General features: G+C 69.3%; 11 protein-coding genes. 6 read left to right on the top strand and 5 right to left on the bottom strand.

Annotation, left to right across the window (positions count from 1 at the left end; all coding sequences use genetic code 11):
• Positions 1-105: 105 nt before the first annotated feature.
• From ABZX86_RS10265 to ABZX86_RS10255, 3 genes are all read left to right on the top strand, one after another.
• Positions 106-738 carry an urease accessory UreF family protein gene (locus ABZX86_RS10265; protein ID WP_355122045.1) on the top strand — a complete coding sequence of 211 codons (633 nt, stop codon included), beginning with the start codon at positions 106-108 and terminating at the stop codon, positions 736-738.
• 70 nt (positions 739-808) lie between these two features.
• Positions 809-1,522, top strand: coding sequence for an urease accessory protein UreG (gene ureG / locus ABZX86_RS10260; RefSeq protein WP_327139946.1), 714 nt, complete (start codon positions 809-811; stop codon positions 1,520-1,522).
• Positions 1,523-1,663: 141 nt separating this feature from the next.
• Entirely contained in the window at positions 1,664-2,314 is a 651-nt protein-coding gene (locus tag ABZX86_RS10255; protein WP_355122043.1) for an urease accessory protein UreD, read from the top strand.
• A gap of 90 nt (positions 2,315-2,404) precedes the next feature.
• Here ABZX86_RS10255 and ABZX86_RS10250 read toward each other — a convergent pair whose 3' ends face one another.
• From ABZX86_RS10250 to ABZX86_RS10230, 5 genes are all read right to left on the bottom strand, one after another.
• Positions 2,405-3,181, bottom strand: a complete 777-nt coding sequence (locus ABZX86_RS10250) for a hypothetical protein (protein WP_327139944.1) — start codon at positions 3,179-3,181, stop codon at positions 2,405-2,407.
• 185 nt (positions 3,182-3,366) lie between these two features.
• Complete coding sequence (locus ABZX86_RS10245; RefSeq protein WP_355122042.1) at positions 3,367-4,362, bottom strand: hypothetical protein; 996 nt, start codon at positions 4,360-4,362, stop codon at positions 3,367-3,369.
• Between the two features lie 94 nt (positions 4,363-4,456).
• On the bottom strand, positions 4,457-5,899 hold the full coding sequence (locus tag ABZX86_RS10240) for an NAD(P)/FAD-dependent oxidoreductase (protein ID WP_355122040.1): 1,443 nt from the start codon (positions 5,897-5,899) through the stop codon (positions 4,457-4,459).
• A 205-nt stretch (positions 5,900-6,104) separates the two neighbouring features.
• Positions 6,105-6,989, bottom strand: coding sequence for a tat pathway signal sequence (locus ABZX86_RS10235; protein WP_355122038.1), 885 nt, complete (start codon positions 6,987-6,989; stop codon positions 6,105-6,107).
• A gap of 184 nt (positions 6,990-7,173) precedes the next feature.
• Entirely contained in the window at positions 7,174-7,380 is a 207-nt protein-coding gene (locus ABZX86_RS10230; protein WP_355122036.1) for a hypothetical protein, read from the bottom strand.
• 176 nt (positions 7,381-7,556) lie between these two features.
• Here ABZX86_RS10230 and recC point away from each other — a divergent pair, with 176 nt between their 5' ends.
• From recC to recD, 3 genes are all read left to right on the top strand, one after another.
• Positions 7,557-10,895, top strand: a complete 3,339-nt coding sequence (gene recC / locus ABZX86_RS10225; RefSeq protein WP_355122034.1) for an exodeoxyribonuclease V subunit gamma — start codon at positions 7,557-7,559, stop codon at positions 10,893-10,895.
• 43 nt (positions 10,896-10,938) lie between these two features.
• Entirely contained in the window at positions 10,939-14,796 is a 3,858-nt protein-coding gene (locus ABZX86_RS10220; protein ID WP_355122032.1) for a UvrD-helicase domain-containing protein, read from the top strand.
• A gap of 130 nt (positions 14,797-14,926) precedes the next feature.
• On the top strand, positions 14,927-16,810 hold the full coding sequence (recD, locus tag ABZX86_RS10215) for an exodeoxyribonuclease V subunit alpha (protein ID WP_355122030.1): 1,884 nt from the start codon (positions 14,927-14,929) through the stop codon (positions 16,808-16,810).
• Positions 16,811-16,938: the final 128 nt, after the last annotated feature.

Genomic DNA, 16,938 nt, shown 5'->3' with positions numbered 1-16,938 from the left:
GGCCGGTCGTTCCAGCCGCCAGCCTGCTACCTGGACCAAGGTTGAGGTCAAGCGTCCGCTAGGGGCGGCTTAGGATCGAGCGATGCGAAATCCGGAGGTGTGTCGATGAGTCTGGCCATGCTGCTCACCCTGGCTGATTCCCGGCTGCCCATCGGCGGCCACGTGCATTCCGGCGGCGTGGAGGAGGCGGTGTCCTCCGGGGTGGTCCGCGATGTGGCGACGGTGGAGCTGTATCTGCGCCGGCGCATCCGCACCTCGGGAGCGGTGGCGGCATCGCTCGCCGCGGCGGTGTGTGCGGGCACCCTGGAACCCGCCCGTGCCGAGCTGGAGGCGGATGCGCGAACCCCGTCACCCAGCGCGCGCACCGCCTCCCGCGCACAGGGGCGTGGCCTGCTCCGACTGGCGAAACAGGTCTGGCCGCAGGGCGATTGGACCGGAGTCGGCGCCCGCCCGCATCTGTCGACGGTATTCGGGGTGGTCGGCGTGGTTTCCGGGTCCGCGCCGGAGGAGATCGCGGGGGTTGTCGTCTACACGACCATGACGGGCGCGGCGACGGCCGCGCAGCGTTTGCTCGCGCTAGATCCGGCCGCGGTCGCCGCGTGCACCATCCGACTCGCCGAGGTCTGTGATCGCACCGCACAGGAGGCGACGAAGGCGATGATATCCCTCTCGGACCCACTCCAGGACGTGCTGGCCGAACGCCATATCAAGCGGGATATGCCCCTGTTCGCGTCCTGACCAGCGGATCGAGGGCAGGTAACAAGCCTTTTACGTGCATCGGCCAGGATGACTGCGGAAAGGAGCACATATGCCACCCCACCTCATCGACGGTGAACCGCACGATCATCACCACGACCGGCCCAAGCGGGCGCGCACACCCGGGGAGCCGGTGCGCATCGGCATCGGCGGACCGGTCGGTTCGGGTAAGACCGCGCTCGTGGCGGCACTGTGCCGGCAGCTGCGCGACGAGCTGTCCCTGGCCGTACTGACCAACGACATCTACACCACCGAGGATGCCGACTTCCTGCGCCGGCACGCGGTGCTCGCGGATGAGCGCATCACCGCGGTGCAGACCGGCGGTTGCCCGCACACCGCGATTCGTGATGACATCACCGCGAACCTGGACGCCATCGACGATCTCGTCGAGGCGAATCCGCCCCTGGACCTGATCCTGGTGGAGTCCGGCGGCGACAATCTCACCGCCACCTTCTCCTCCGGCCTGATCGACGCACAGATCTTCGTGGTGGACGTGGCCGGCGGCGATAAGGTCCCGCGCAAGGGCGGCCCGGGCGTCACCTTCTCGGACCTGCTAGTCATCAACAAGACCGACCTCGCCCCCATGGTGGGCGCGGATCTGGCTGTCATGGACCGCGATTCGACCAAAGTGCGTGAGGGACGGCCGTTCGTCTTCACCTCACTCACCGAGGACCCGGCCGCCACACCGGTACTGACCTGGGTGCGCGAACAGCTGCGCCTGGCCGCCGAGCAGGATGCGACGGCCGGTGCCGCACACTCGCACTGAGCTGCGTGCCGCACGGCCGATTGAGCTGCGTGCCGTGCGACTGACTGAGCCGCCTCTCGCGGGGCCGACCGAGCTGCAACTCGCGGGGCCAACCGAGCTGCGCGCCACACGGGTCGGCCATGGGCACTGAGCCGGTGCGATATGCGCACTGAGCTGCGAATCACCGCCGTCGCCGGGACCTTGCCGCAGATTCACGCGGTCGGCGGTCTGGCGGCGCGCCGCACCGGAGTCGATACCGTGCACCTGATCGGTACGGCCGCAACGCCATTGGGCGGTGACGAGCTGGATATTCGGATCACGGTCGGCGCGGGTGCGCGCCTGCTGGTGCGCTCGGTGGCGGCCACGATTGCGCTCCCGGGCCGTCAGACCCGGAAATCGCTGGCGCACTGGCACTTCGAGGTGGCGGCGGGCGGGGAGCTGGATTTCGATCCCGAGCCGACCGTGGTCGCCGGAGGGGCCGAACACGAGACGCTCACCACGGTGCGGTTGGAAGAGGGTGCGAGACTGCGGCTTCGGGAGCGCGTGCAGATCGGTCGCACGGGTGAAGACCACGGTTTCTGGTCCGGGGAATTGCGCGCCGATATCGGCGATCTGCCACTCCTGCGGCACCGCCTGGATCTCGGTGCGGACGCCGCGACCGATGACGCGCTGACCGGCCCGCGAGCACTGGAGAGCGTGCTGACCTATCCGGATGACCGCCCGGCGGAGACCACCGGGATGAATGCGGCGCTGCTGCCGCTCGCGGCGGGCGGAACCCTGTTCACCCGCACCGCAATTGCCCTGCGCGTGTAGGACATTCAGCAACACGGCGGGAACCGGACCTCGCGCCCGGTTCCCGCCGTGTGTATCAATCTGCTGCAAAAAGCTTGTCGCCGAGCGTAATCAGTCGCCGACGACCCGAGGCGGTGCGTTGTACGCATTCACCGCGCCGACCATGGCACCCACCACGGCGCCGGCCGCGGCTGCGGGTACCTCGATGACCGCCGCACCCGCGGCAGCACCGAGCGCCGGACCGGCGACGAGGCCGACCGGGAACAGCGGAAGTCCGACCACCAGGCCGAGTGCGGCGCCGACGGTCGCCGAGGTGAGCGCGATGGGCACGGCCGATCCGGCTCCTGCCATCGCTCCCATGGCCGCGGTGCCGACGGTCTGGCCGGCAATGCGGTCGGAACGGCTGCGCTCCATGCCGATCGAATCGAGGAAGGTGGCGAGATTCGCCTCGGTCGTGGCGGCCTGGTCATTGATCTGGATCGCCTGTTCGCTGTCCATCCCGGCCGGGATGTCGAACGAGGAGTCGCCGAACCGGAACTTGCCCGGGAGCGGCGCGATCGGCGGCACGGCGGCCACGGGGACGGGTGCGTGCAGCACGCCGACCGGGGCCAGATAGCTCTTGTCCGGGGCCTGACGCGACCACTGGATGGAGCTCTTGGTGTCACCTGGGATGTGCATGCCCTCGTAAGGGCTGACATTGGGAGCATCCGCCGCCGGCCACTGCTTGGACGTATCGTCGTGTGCCGTCACCGAATTGGATGTCTCCGGTGCGGCATTGGCGGTACCCGTTCCGACGATCGCCAAGACTAGCGGAACGGCACCCGCTGCAACTACGGTGCCGACCTTGGTGCGATGCGGGTTGAGTGCTCTGTGCTTACCTGCGGCCATTCGCGTCCTTTCCTCCGAGGGTGAACATCGACGCCCAGCATTCGGACCCGTCGGTCAACTGGATTGGTCGGTGAACGGAGTCGCGTAGAACGTCCGCATTGCCGAAAGTTAGCTAACTGCTTGGTAGTTCACGAAAACGGGGCCGGAATCCCAGTTGATGGATTCCGGCCCCGACAAATCGATCATTACTCGGCGGTTGCTACTCCGGGAGCCGCCGCATCCGCCGCCGGCGCGGTCGCGGGAGCCAGCACACCGTTCACCGCACCCACCGCCGCACCGACCGTGGCGCCGAGGGTCGCCGCGGGCACCGCGATGAGCGACAGCGCCGCACTCGCGCCGATGGCCGGGCCGACAACCCACCCGGCCGGAGCGAAGGGCGTGCCCGCCATACCCCCGATGACGCCGCCCAGCACTCCGCCGGCGACCTCCGCGGGCGCGGCGACGCCCACACCCACCGCCGCACCCACGGCAGCGGTGCCGACGGTCTGCGCGGCGATCCGGTCCGAACGGCTCGGCTCGAAGCCGGCCGAATCGAGGGTGCGCGCGAGATTCGCCTCGGTCCGGGCCGAGTAGTCATTGACCTGTGCGGCCTGCTCGGGTGTCAGGAAGGCCGGGATATCGATTTGCGTATCGCCGAAGCGCAGCTTGCCCTCCGGGGCTGCGATCGGGGCGACGTCGGCCGCGAGCGACGGGTCGGGCATGTGCAGACCCTGCACATCGACCGCCGCCACCGGGCCGTTCGGGATATCGCGCACCCCGGTGGCGGAGTTGCGGCCGACCCGCACCAGCGGTGCGGGCACGCCCGCCGCGTCGACCAGGGGGTCGGCCGCGTCCGTCACCGGGTCGATGACCGGTGCGGCTTCGGACGACCCGCCGTCGGCCGGGGCGCCCACGGGTGCCGCGGCGGTCTCGGCCCACGGCCGCGCGCCTTCCGACACCATCGGGGGCACCGGCACATTGAGCTGGCCGAAGGGGGAGTCGAGGACGAGTCCGGGCTGTGCGGGGGTCGTGGGCTGGTTCTCGATCACGGCGGACGGATTGTCGTCGCCGGCAACCGGATCCGCCGCAGCGGTTCCGGCGGTGGCGAGAGCGGCGACGAGGGGGAGTGCTCCCGCGAGGGCGAGGGACCCGATACGGCGGCGATGCGAGGAAACCTGATCAGCCGGTTGGCGTTTGCCCATGGATGACCTTTCTGAACGAATGTCGACGGACGTCGGACATTCGGATCCGGTCGGCGTGCCGGATTGGTCGGGTCATGGGCCCTTGACGGTGTGGTCAGCCGGCGCGGGTCTCCGTGGCCGGGGCCGCCTTGGCGTTCGCCGCGGATTTGCCGCCGCCGGAAGCGGATTCGCCGCCGATCTGCTTGTGCAGTTCGCGCGCTTCGTCCGGATCATCCAGTGCTTCGAGTGCGAGCCGGGCGAACACCCACTGCTCGGTGGCGGCCATCTGCCCGCGGTGGCGGCCCAGGAAGGAGGTGAACCACTCCAGCACCGTCACGAAGCGGCTGCGGAAACCGACCAGGTACCACAGGTGCAGCGCCAGCCACGCGAGCCAGGCGAAGAAGCCGCTGAACTCCAGCTTGCCCACCTGGGCGACCGCGTAGAAGCGCGAGACGGTGGCCATCGAGCCCTTGTCGAAGTACTTGAACGGCTTGCGCTCCTCGGGCTTGTGCCCGGCAATGCCGTCCTTGATGGCCTTCGCCGCGTACGTACCGCCCTGGATCGCACCCTGCGCCTGCCCGGGCACACCCGGTACGGACATCAGATCGCCGACCACGAAGACGTTCGGGTAGCCCTTGATGGTGAGATCCGGTTCGACGATCACGCGTCCGGCACGGTCGACCTCGGTGCCCTCGGAGTGTTCGGCCAGGATCTTGCCGAGGCCGCTGGCCTGCACACCGGCCGACCACACCTTGCAGGCGGATTCGATGCGCCGGGTGCCGTCGCCGTCCTTGATGGTGACGCCGCGCGCGTCGACATTGGTGACGATGGCGTTGAGCTGGATCTCCACGCCCATCTTCTCCAGCCGCTGATGCGCCTTGCCGCCGAGCTTCGGGCCCATCGGGGCCAGCACCGCGCCCGCGCCCTCGACGAGAATGACGCGCGCGTCGCGGGTGTCGATATTGCGGAAGGTGCCGTCCAGCGTGCGGTCCGCGAGTTCGGCTATCTGCCCGGCCAATTCGACGCCGGTGGGTCCCGCGCCGACGACCACGAAGGTCATGAATCGGTCGCGCGTCTCCTGGTCCTTGGCGAGCTCGGCCTCCTCGAAGGAGCCGAGAATGCGCGCGCGCAATTCGAGGGCATCGTCGATGGTCTTCATACCGGGCGCGTAGGTGGCGAACTGATCGTTGCCGAAGTACGACTGCTGCGCGCCGGCGGCGACGATGATGCTGTCGAACGGGGTGACGGTGTCCTGGTTCAGCAGCCGCGAGGTGACGGTGCCGCCCTTCACGTCGATGTCGTTGACATCGCCCATGATGACCCGCACGTTCTGCTGTTTGCGCAGCACGATGCGGGTGGCGGGCGCGATCTCACCGACCGACAGGATGCCGGTCGCCACCTGGTACAGCAGCGGCTGGAACAGGTGGGTGGAGGTTTTGGAGATGAGCGTGATGTCGACGTCGGCCTTCCGCAGGTGCTTGCAAGCGAAGAGGCCGCCGAACCCGGACCCGATCACCACCACGCGGTGGCGCTGTGCGACGGAATTATCGGCGTTCATCTAGTCCCTGCTCCTAGCCAGACGGTGAAACCCAGACGTGAAACTACGACACTTCACGTCCAAGGGTAGTGGGGCGTGAGGTTCGACGACGAATCAGGATCATTCGGAAACCGACTTAAAGGACATCAGGTCTGAAAATACAATACGAAGGGGAGTTCGGGGCGCCAAGACATGCGCGCTCGGCGCCCGCGAACAACCCGCTGGCTCAGCGCCCCGCGAACAACAGCTGCGCGACGTGCGTGGTGGTCTCGGACCCGTCGGTGTAACTCCCGTCCGGGCCCTGCTCGGTCATGATGGCCAGGGTGTAGCGCTCGCCCGGCCCGGCGAAGCCGACCGAATTGACGACCCAGCCGCCCTGCTCATCGGACCAGCCGTTCTTCAGACCCGGCTGCATGGCCGCGCCCGCGCCCCAGACGCCCCAGTGCTGATTGGTGTCGACCTTGCGCATGCGGTCCACCAGGTAGGCCCGGTCGTCCGGATTCATATGGTTCAGGACGTTGTCCATGAGCCGATCGAGATCGCCGGGGGTGCACTGCTGGAAGCCCCAGTCCGGGAAGAGCTTGACCTGCTCCAGCGAGGTGGTGGGCGGCAGCGGGGTGAGCCCGCTCATGCCGTTGGCGCGGAACGCGTTGTTGAAGGACATGCGATCGACGCCGGCGAATTTGTTCCAGAGGATGTCGGCGTCCGCGTCATTGGAGGTTGCCAGCATGCCCTCCATGGTGGCGCGATCGTCGGGACCCAGCGTGATGGCGCCCACACGGGCGCGATTCAGCAGATCCTCCGCGATTGCGAGTTTGATGGTGGACGCGGTCCAGAACATGGTGTCCGCGTTGCCATTCCGGTACATGCCACCCGAGACGCGGTCACGCATCACATATCCGGTGACGCCGGGCCGGCCGGCGAGATAGTTGTCGACCGCGGCTATTCGATTGCTCATATCGCAGTCGAATCCCTGCAGGCAGCCCTGCATGAGGACCGGTTTGGCACCGGCGGAGGGGATGAATGCCGGCGCGGCGGGAATCAGTGCCGCGGCGGCGAGGAGGCAGGTGGAGGCGGCCACGCGGGAGCGCCGGGCCTTCGGGGAACGCACGGAGGGAAACAATAGACACCGCAATGCCTGTTTTGCACGTCTTGAGCTGGTTTGCCCCGTGTGCTATCGAAATGCCGCTGTCACAGGGGGTTTCGTTGTCCGATTCGGCGAGTCCGCTGCTGGAGCCCTGGCGCGCATGCGCTTTCGCTGCGGCGCGCCCGGATTCGAGACTCGCCCGAATCGCTCAGCGGAATGCGGCGGTGAGTTCTTCGGTGCGGCGGCTGTTGAGGCGATAGCAGTGTTCGAACGCCTCGGTGTGGCGATCGCGCGCCCAGCTCTGCAGCACGACGCTGCGACCGTAGTACCGGGAATTCACCAGCTCCCAGCGTTCTCCGACCCGCCGGACGGTGAACCCGCGTCTCGGGATCATGGGAATCACAGACGCAGACATCGCGCAACCAGCCTTTCGTGATGGACCAACGATCTCCCCGAAATGCACTGTCGCATACCACACTAGAAATTCGGAGTGGCGCGCCCTAGCAAATCACGGGCGTGTGGTGGGTGTCACGCGGCCGACCGTGGAGCCAGATGATTGCATATCGTTCGCTGGCTGTATAAACACAGGTCGTGCACATTCATCGTGCGGAGCGTGCTGACACGCTTGCCGACGCGCTCGCCGGGCTGCTCGCGGATCCGCTCGGCGATCCGTTCACCCCGGAAGTGGTCGCTGTCCCCGCCAAGGGCGTCGAGCGCTGGCTGCAGCAGCGGCTGGGCGTGGTGCTCGGCAGCGCCGCGCACGCCGACGGCGTGGCGGCCAATATCGATTTCGCCGATCCGGCCGCACTGGTGGCCCGGGTACTGGCGGAGGCGACCGGACTGATTCCCGACGAGGATCCGTGGGCGCCCGAGCGGGTGGTGTGGACCTTGCTGCCGGTGCTCGACGCCGCGCTGACCGAACCGTGGAGCGCGGTGCTGGCCCGCCATCTCGGCAACGGTGATGCGGGCGGGCATCGGGTGGGCCGGCGGTATGCGACGGCGGCGCGCATTGCCGAACTCTTCGGCGGGTATGCGATGCAGCGCCCGGCCATGATCACGGACTGGGCGGCCGGTTCCGATACCGACGGCGCGGGCCACCAGCTGCCGCCCGATCTGCTGTGGCAGCCCATGCTGTGGCGGCGACTGCGGGCGGCGGTCGGTACGCCGAGCCCGGCCGAACGACTCGACGCGGCCTGCGCGCGACTGCGGGCCGAGCCGGATGCGGTCTCGCTGCCGGAACGGATTTCGCTCTTCGGCGTGACCCGATTGACCACCGATCAATTGCAGGTGCTGTCCGCCCTGTCGGCCGGGCGCAGTGTGCACCTGTGGCTGGTGCATCCCAGCCCGGCGCTGTGGACCAAGCTGGCCGATGCCGAGGTGATCCCGAATTCAGGTGTGCGCGTGCGGCATCCGCTGCTCGCCGCGCTCGGCCGCGATGTGCGCGAGCTGCAGCAGCGCTTGGCCGCCTACGACCACATCGACACCTATCATCCGCAGCCCGAGACCAGCGGCGCCCGCACCCTGTTGTCGGAATTGCAGGGCGCCATCCGGCAGGACCGCTGGTCGCTCATGCCCGAACCGGCGCTCGCCGACGGCAGTATCTCCGTGCACTCCTGTCACGGTCCGGCGCGGCAGGTCGAGGTGCTGCGCGACGCCCTGCTCGGATTGTTCACCGCGGACCCGACATTGGAGCCGCGCGACGTCATCGTCATGTGCCCGGATGTCGAGAGTTACGCGCCGCTGGTGCGGGCCGCCTTCGGACAGTGGTCCATCGACGGGACCCAGCCCGGCCATCCCGCGCACGGATTGCGGGTGCGCCTGGCCGACCGCGCCCAGCGGGCGGTGAACCCGCTGCTGGATGTGATCGCCACGCTGCTGGAGCTCGCCGACGGCCGGGTCACCGTCACCGAAGTTCTCGATCTTGCTGCGACCGAACCGATTCGGCTGCGCTGCGGTTTCGACGATGACGATATCGAGCGGCTGCGCGAGTGGTCGGCCGAGACCGGGGCGCGCTGGGGGATCGGGCTGCGCCAGCGCCAGGCCTTCGGGCTCGGTGACTTCGCGCAGAACACCCTCAATGCCGCCGTCGACCGGATCCTGCTGGGTGTGGCCGCGGGCGAATCCACCGAGGACTGGCTGGATCTGGTGCTGCCGCTCGACGATGTCGACAGCAATGACATCGATCTGGCCGGGCGGTTCGCGGAGTTCGTGGATCGGCTCGCGGTCTGCCTGCGCGATCTGCGCGGGCCCACGCTCGCCGAACCGGCCGGGTCCGCGCGGCCCGCCGCCGAATGGGCGACCGTGCTGGGGCGTGCGCTCGATCTGCTCACCGACGTGCCCTACAGCCAGGGCTGGATGGCGGTGCAGGCGCGGCGCGAGCTGGCCGCCGCCACCGAGCACGCCGGGCAGATTCCCTTGCGGCTCACCGATATTGCCGCGCTGCTGGCCGCGCGACTGGCGGGGCGGCCCTCGCGGGCCAACTTCCGCACGGGTGAGCTGACGGTGTGCACCATGGTGCCGATGCGTTCGGTACCGCATCGCGTGGTGGTGCTGCTGGGTCTGGATGACGAGGTGTTCCCGCGCGCCGGCGGTGCGGACGGGGACGATGTGCTGGGGCGGCACCGCTTGCCGGGTGATCGTGATCCGCGCAGTGAGGACCGGCAGTTGCTGCTCGATGCCATCATGGCGGCGGGAGAGCGACTTGTGCTGTTGCACACCGGATCCGATCCGGTCAGCGGCGCGCATCGGCCGCCCGCCATTCCGCTGGCCGAACTGCTGGACACCGTGCGCGCACACGTCGGTGCGCCGGCGCTGGATCAGGTGATCACACGGCATCCGCTGCAGCCCTTCGATCGCCGCAATTTCCGGGCCGGCAAGCCGTTCAGCTTCGACGGTGTCGCACTGGCCGGTGCGCTCGCCGCGCAGCAGGCGCCCGCACCGCGGCCGCCGTTCCTGGCCGCTGCCCTGCCCGGCAGCGAGCGCAGTGATGTGGAACTGGCCGATCTGGTCTCCTTCGTCGAACATCCGGTGCGGGCATTCCTGTGGCAGCGCTTGGGAATTCGAGTACCCGAGAGTGCGGAGGAGATTGCCGACCGCCTGCCCATCGAGCTGGACGGGCTCACCAAATGGGGTATGGGCGAACGGATGTTGAACGCCAGGCTCACCGGCGTCGATCCGAATGCGCTGCGCGCGGCCGAATGGCGGCGCGGGACGCTGCCGCCGTTCGCGCTCGGGGCGGCCGTGCTCGACGAGGTGGAGACCACGGTGGACCGGCTGGTGCGGGTCGCGCAGCCGATGCACGAGATTCCCGCCCGCACCGTCGATATCGCGGTGGACCTGGGCGACGGCCGCCGGCTCACCGGTACCGTGCCCGATGTGCACGATGATGCGCTGCTGCGGACCACCTTCTCCCGCCTCGCCCCGAAACATCGCATGGCGGCCTGGGTTCGGCTGCTCGCGCTCGCCGCGGCCGGTGATCATCAGAGTTGGCGGGCCATCACCATCGGCCGGGGCAAACATGGCCGTCCCGCATGGCAATCCACCCTCACGGCCCCGAATGCCCCTGCGGCCCGGGCCTTCCTGCGCGATCTGTGCGCACTGCGGGACGAAGGCCTGACCGAGGCGCTCCCCATCGCGCCCGCCGCCTCGGCCGCCTACGCGGAACGCCGCTGCCAGGGCGCGTCGCCGGACGAATCGCTGATCGCCGCCGAGCACGAATTCGACGGCGGCAAGGACGGTCCCGGCCGCTACGGCGAACACACCGACCGCTACCTGCGCTACGTCTTGGGCCCCACCCCGCGCTTCCACCAGCTCACCGGCGCCCTGACCACCGCGCCGACCGCCATGGAGGCTGAACCCACCCGCTTCGGCGAACTGGCGCGCCGCCTGTGGAACCCCTTGCTCACCAACGAGAATCAAAGCCAGCCATGATCACCCCGCACCCGCGGTCCGCCCCCGAAAACGAAAGGCGCGGATGACCGACGACCTGTTCTCGATCGCCGACCCGGACCTCGACGTCCGTCCCACCACCCGCGCCCGCCGCAGCGGTGACGCGGCGGGCGGCGAGTCGCGCGCTGCCCGCACACCGGCGGGTGACGACGGCGCCGATCTCTTCAGCCTGGTCGAGGATGTCACGCCCGAGAGTGGCGGGGCCGCCGAGCGGTCGGCGCGGGATGAGACAGGCGGGGTGAGTGCGCGGAGCGGACGAGGGCAGCCTGACCCGCACGGCGATGCGGTGGGCAATCCCGTGGCGTCGCGGGAAGGCAGTGGTCGAGCGGGCGAGATGACCGGCCCGGGCCGGGAAGACGCCGAGGACGCACCGGATCTGTTCGGAGCTGCCGCGCGCGCTCTGCCCGGGTTCGCCGATCCGGCGCCTGCCGCAGGCGGTATGGATGCCGATGCGGACCTGCCGCGATCGATGGGTGACGGTCTCTGGGCGGCAGCGGAATTGTCCGGATCGGCCGAAGGTTCGGCGGGTTCGAATACCGATGCCGTGGACGGCGATCCGGGCGACGGATTCCAGCTGACCGGGCCGTTGCCGGTGGGGACGACGGTGCTGGAGGCGAGTGCGGGGACGGGTAAGACGTACGCCATTGTCGGGCTCGCGGTGCGGTTCGTGGCCGAGGCCGGGGTGGATATCTCGGAGTTGCTGCTGGTGACGTTCAGCCGGGCGGCCACGCAGGAGTTGCGGGAGCGGACGCGGGATCGGTTCGTCTCGGTGGCGGCGGCGCTGGCCGATCCGGAGCGGGCGCAGGCGCAGGGTGATGAGCTGATTCGGCATCTGGCGCAGGCGAATCCGGGGGAGGTGGCGGCGCGGCGGGAGCGATTACTGGCGGCGCTGTCGGATTTCGATGCCGGGACCATTGCGACCACGCACAGTTTCTGCCAGCGGATGCTGGACGAGCTGGGCTTGGCGGGGGAGCAGGACCCGGGGGTGCGGTTGGTGGAGAACGTCGACGAGGTGGTGTCCACCGTCGCCGATGATCTGTATCTGAGCCGGTACGCGCGGGATATCCCGCCGTTCAGTCCCGCCGATGCGCAGCGCCTGGCCGCGGCGGCGGTGGGGGACGGCGCCGCCATGCTGGTGCCGGAGGCCGAGTCCGAGGACGATCCGGCGGGGGAGCGGGTGTCGTTCGCGAAGGCGGCGCGCGCGGAAACCGCACGGCGCAAACAGCTTTCGGGGCTGCGGGACTTCGACGATCTGCTGGTGCTGCTACACGATGTGCTGGCCGATCCGGAGCACGGGCCGCGCGCCTGCCAGCGCATTCGGGACCGGTTCCAGGTGGCGCTGGTCGATGAATTCCAGGACACCGATCCGCTGCAGTGGGACATTCTGCGGCGCGCGTTCCACGGGCACACCACGCTGGTCCTGGTCGGCGATCCCAAGCAGGCGATCTACGCCTTCCGCGGTGCGGAGGTGCTCAGTTATCTGGATGCGGTGGCGCACGCCGACTCTCGGCGCGAGCTCACCACCAATCGGCGCAGTGACGCCGGACTGCTCACCGCCCTGGAACATCTGCACGGCGGTGCGGCGCTGGGGCACAAGGAAATCACCGTGCACGCGGTAGCGGCCACCCGCCCCTACACGCGGCTCTCCGGAGCTGCTGAATCGGTGACGCCCTTCCGGCTGCGATGCCTTCCGCGCACCGGTGCGGGACCGCTGAACCGTTCGGGCTATCCGACCGTCGGGCGCCAGCGCGAGCGCATTGCCGCCGATGTGGCCGCGGATATCGTGCGCCTGCTGGAATCAGGGACGCGCATCGAGGCCGGGACCGCGGGCGAAAGGCCGCTCGGGCCCGGCGATATCGCGATCCTGGTGCGCAATCGCAATCAGCTCGACCTGGTGCGCAAGGAGCTGGAACTGGCCGGGGTGGCCTCGGTGCTGGCGGGCGGCGCGAGTGTGTTCGGCACGCCGTCGGCCACCGAATGGCTGTGGGTGCTGCACGCTTTGGAGCAACCGCACCGCGCCGATCCGGTGCGCCTGGCCGCCGGAACCGCATTGCTCGGAATTGCGGCGGACGAGATCGATTCCGGCGGAGCGGATCTCGTCGGACGCCTGAGCGCCGAACTGCGGGATTCGGCACGGCTGTTCGCCCGCGCCGGGTTCGCCGCAGTCTTCGAGAAGATGAGCGCGGAAACACGGCTGGCTCCGCGACTGCTCGCCCTGGAGGGCGGCGAGCGGCAGCTCACCGACCTGCGCCACATTGCCCAATTGCTCGACGATGCCGCGCTGCGTGAGGGTTTGGGTCTGAGCGCGCTGACCCGCTGGCTGGGTGATCGGGTGCGCGATCCCGCGTCCGGCAGTGTCGCCGATCGCAGCCGTCGGCTGGACCGTGATGCCGCGGCCGTGCAGATAGCCACCGTGCATGCCAGTAAGGGACTCGAATTCCCGGTCGTCTACCTGCCTTTCGCCTGGGATGCCGCGAAGCTGCGCAATCCGCCGACGCTGCTGTTCCATGATGAGCAGGGCCGCCGTGTGCTCGATGTGGGCGGGCCGGACGCGTCCGGTTACGGCACTCGCAAGCCGCGCGCCGAGGCCGAGGAGGCCGCCGAGGAACTGCGCCTGCTGTATGTGGCGCTCACCCGTGCGGGCGCGCAGGTGGTGGCCTGGTGGGCGCCCGCGTTCGATACCCAGACCGCGCCGCTGCACCGGATGATCCTCGGCCGTGAGCCCGGCAGTCCGGCGGTGGCGGACAAAGTCGCGGTGCCCGCTGATTCGGTGGTGCTCAAACGTATTTCGGAGTGGGCGTCGACCGCTGAACCCGGTGTGATCGCCGTCGAGCCGGTGCGCGAGATCAGGCGGGCCCGCCTGCAGCGCGACCATGCGGCGTCGCTGCCCGAAGCCCTGGCCGTCGCGCATTTCGACCGCACCCTGGATCAGGAGTGGCGGCGCACCTCGTACTCGGCGCTGACCGCGGGTGCGCACGATGCCATGCCCGCCGGTGATCAGCCCGACGGTGGCGGGGTCAGTGACGAGCCCGAGACCCCGAGCGTGCTCGAGGACACCGTCGACGTATTCGCCACCGCCGCACCGTCGCTCATGAATGCGCTGCCCTACGGTGCGGAATTCGGCACGCTGGTGCACGAGATCCTGGAGTACGTCGACACCGATGCGGCCGACCTGGCCGCCGAGATGCGGGCCCGCTGCCGGCATGCCGTCGCCGAGCAGATGTTCGACGCCGATCCGGAGGTGCTCGCCGACGCACTCCTCGCGGTCATGCACACCCCGATCGGATTCGGTTCCCTGGCACAGATTTCCGCCCGCGACCGGCTCAGCGAACTCGATTTCGAATTGCCCCTCGCCGGTGGCGACAATCCCACCCCGACCCGGGTGACGGTGCGCCGCATTGCCGAACTGCTGCGCCGCCACCTCCCCGCCGGCGATGTCTTCGCCCCCTACGCCGACCAACTCGCGCATCTGGACGACACTCCGCTGCGCGGCTACCTCACCGGCAGTATCGACGCCGTATTGCGCACCCCCGGACCGTCTTTCGTCGTGGTCGACTACAAGACCAACCGTCTCGGCCAAGGCGACCTCACCGTCGCCCACTACACCCACGAGCGCATGGCCGCCGAAATGATGCGCTCCCACTACCCGCTCCAGGCCATCCTGTATTCCGCCGCCCTGCACCGCTACCTGCGCTGGCGCCTCCCCGGCTACAACCCCGCCCAGCACCTCGGCGGCATCCGCTACCTCTTCGTCCGAGGCATGATCGGCCCCGACACCCCGGACGGCTGCGGCGTCTTCGACTGGAAGCCGCCCCCCGCCCTCGTCGAGGACCTGTCCCTCCTGCTCGCAGGCGAACTGACGAACCCGGAGGCAGACCGTTGAATCGCACCGATAGTGGGCGCAGCCCGGACCTGGCTGTGACGGTCTGTGAATCTGCCACCGCCGATCTGTTGTGGGCGGGTGCGAAAGAGTCCGTTCGGAACTCGGCGGACAGCCGACGGGAGATAGCGCGATGACGTCGATTCAGTTGGCGCAGCGGGGGACCGGGCTGTTGCAGACGTTCAATGCGGCCGGGGTGTTGTCGGCGGCGGATCTGCACGTGGCCTATCGACTGGGACGGTTGGGTCAGGAGAATTCGGGGGCGGTGCTGTTCGCGACCGCGCTGGCGGTGCGTGCGGTGCGGTCCGGATCGGTATGCCTGGAAGTGCGGCGGATGCACGAGATCGGCGTGGATGCCGAAGGGACCGAGGAGTCCTCGATCGATCCGGCGACGCTGCCGTGGCCCGATGTGGACGAGGTGATCGCGGCGCTGCGCAAGAGTCCGCTGGTGTGCGGGAGCCCGGCGGGGCCACTGCGACCTTTGCGATTGATCGACCCACCCGGATCAGACGCCGGTCCGCTGCTCTACCTGGATCGGTACTACCGGCAGGAGGAGACCATCCGGCAGGCGCTCACCGAGCGTTCCACCACCCAGCCCATGGTGGATGCGGAACTGGTTCGGCGCGAGCTGGATCGGCTGTTTCCCGGTGAGGGCGGGCCGGGAGAGCCGCCGGATCGGCAGCGGCTCGCGGTCGCGCTGGCTGCGACGCAGTGGACCACCGTGGTGGCCGGTGGCCCGGGTACCGGCAAGACGCACACCATCGCGCGCGTGCTGGCGCTGCTGGTGGCGCATCAGCAGGCCATGCCGGGGGCGCCCGCGCTGCGCATCGCGCTGGCCGCGCCCACCGGCAAAGCCGCGGCGCGACTGCAGGAGTCGGTGCGCGAGCAGGCCGGTGACATCGGCCTGCCCGAGCTCACCGCCGCCACCCTGCACCGCCTGCTGGGTTGGCAGCGCGGTGGTGCGAGCCGGTTCAAGCACCACGAGTTCAACCGGCTGCCCTACGACGTGATCGTGGTGGACGAAACCTCCATGGTGTCCCTGACCATGATGAGCCGGCTGCTGCCCGCCGTCCGCCCCGATGCCCGCCTGGTGCTCGTCGGCGACCCGGATCAGCTGGCCTCCGTCGACGCCGGTGCGGTGCTCGCCGACCTCGTCGCCGGACCGATTGCGGGCCAGGCGAATCCGGCGCTGGAGCAGATACTCGGCGGCGAATTGCGGGATACCGCAGGCCATCCCGATGCGCTGTCGGTCCGTGAGCGAGAACGATTGCGCGGCGGCATCGTTCGCCTCACCCGCGGCCGCCGCTTCGGCGGTCGCATTGCCGAACTCGCGGTGGCCGTGCGGGCGGGCGATGCGGATACCGCCTGGGAACTGCTGGTCGCCGGTGGGACCGAATTGACGCTGCACGGTCCGGACGACACGACGGAGGTGCGCACGGATGTGCTGCGCGCGGCCCGGGCCGCCACGGACGCGGCCGAGGCCGGTGATGCCACCGCCGCACTCACCGCCCTCGAATCGCACCGCCTGCTCTGCGCACACCGCCAGGGCCCCTACGGTGTCGAACGCTGGGATCGCCTGGCCGCGAGCTGGGTGGTCGCCGCCGGCATCAGCACCGATCCCGGCCCCGGACACTGGTATCCGGGCCAGCCCCTCCTGGTCACCGCCAACGACCACGAGGCCCGCATCTACAACGGCGACACCGGCGTCATCGTCCGCGCCCCCGACGGCACCCTGCGCGCCGCCCTGCAACGCGGCACCGAGCCCTACCTGGTGCACCCCACCCAATTCCCCGGCGTCACCACCGTCTACGCCATGACCATCCACCGCAGCCAGGGCAGCCAATACGACACCGTCTCGGTAGTCCTCCCCGGCCCCGAATCCACCCTCCTCACCCGAGAGTTGCTCTACACAGCCATAACCCGCGCCCGCCGCCACGTCCGAGTCCTCGGCACCGAAGAATCCATCCGCGCCGCCATCGGCCGCCGTGTCCTCCGCGCCAGCGGCCTGCGCGCCTAGCCGCTGCCTCGAGAGGGCTCCGGCGGTGGCAGTGCACGGCGTGTCGCCACCACCAGAGCCCACTCGGCGAATGGACCGGCGCGGGAGAAAGATCACCAGGAAGTGGGGGTGGGGTGTTCTCGCACGAT

The organism is Nocardia sp. NPDC006630, assembly GCF_040611495.1.
Taxonomy (GTDB): Bacteria; Actinomycetota; Actinomycetes; order Mycobacteriales; family Mycobacteriaceae; genus Nocardia.
The sequence above is the reverse complement of the archived record's forward strand: the minus strand, read 5'-3'. Positions and strand labels throughout refer to the sequence as shown.

What these genes read in the sequence shown, in the direction of transcription:
- ABZX86_RS10250 (WP_327139944.1), bottom strand. Translation starts at nt 3,181, where the DNA reads ATGGCCGCAGGTAAGCACAGAGCACTCAACCCGCATCGCACCAAGGTC.
- ABZX86_RS10255 (WP_355122043.1), top strand. Translation starts at nt 1,664, where the DNA reads ATGCGCACTGAGCTGCGAATCACCGCCGTCGCCGGGACCTTGCCGCAG.
- ureG (WP_327139946.1), top strand. Translation starts at nt 809, where the DNA reads ATGCCACCCCACCTCATCGACGGTGAACCGCACGATCATCACCACGAC.
- ABZX86_RS10245 (WP_355122042.1), bottom strand. Translation starts at nt 4,362, where the DNA reads ATGGGCAAACGCCAACCGGCTGATCAGGTTTCCTCGCATCGCCGCCGT.
- ABZX86_RS10230 (WP_355122036.1), bottom strand. Translation starts at nt 7,380, where the DNA reads ATGTCTGCGTCTGTGATTCCCATGATCCCGAGACGCGGGTTCACCGTC.
- ABZX86_RS10240 (WP_355122040.1), bottom strand. Translation starts at nt 5,899, where the DNA reads ATGAACGCCGATAATTCCGTCGCACAGCGCCACCGCGTGGTGGTGATC.
- ABZX86_RS10265 (WP_355122045.1), top strand. Translation starts at nt 106, where the DNA reads ATGAGTCTGGCCATGCTGCTCACCCTGGCTGATTCCCGGCTGCCCATC.
- recD (WP_355122030.1), top strand. Translation starts at nt 14,927, where the DNA reads ATGACGTCGATTCAGTTGGCGCAGCGGGGGACCGGGCTGTTGCAGACG.
- ABZX86_RS10220 (WP_355122032.1), top strand. Translation starts at nt 10,939, where the DNA reads ATGACCGACGACCTGTTCTCGATCGCCGACCCGGACCTCGACGTCCGT.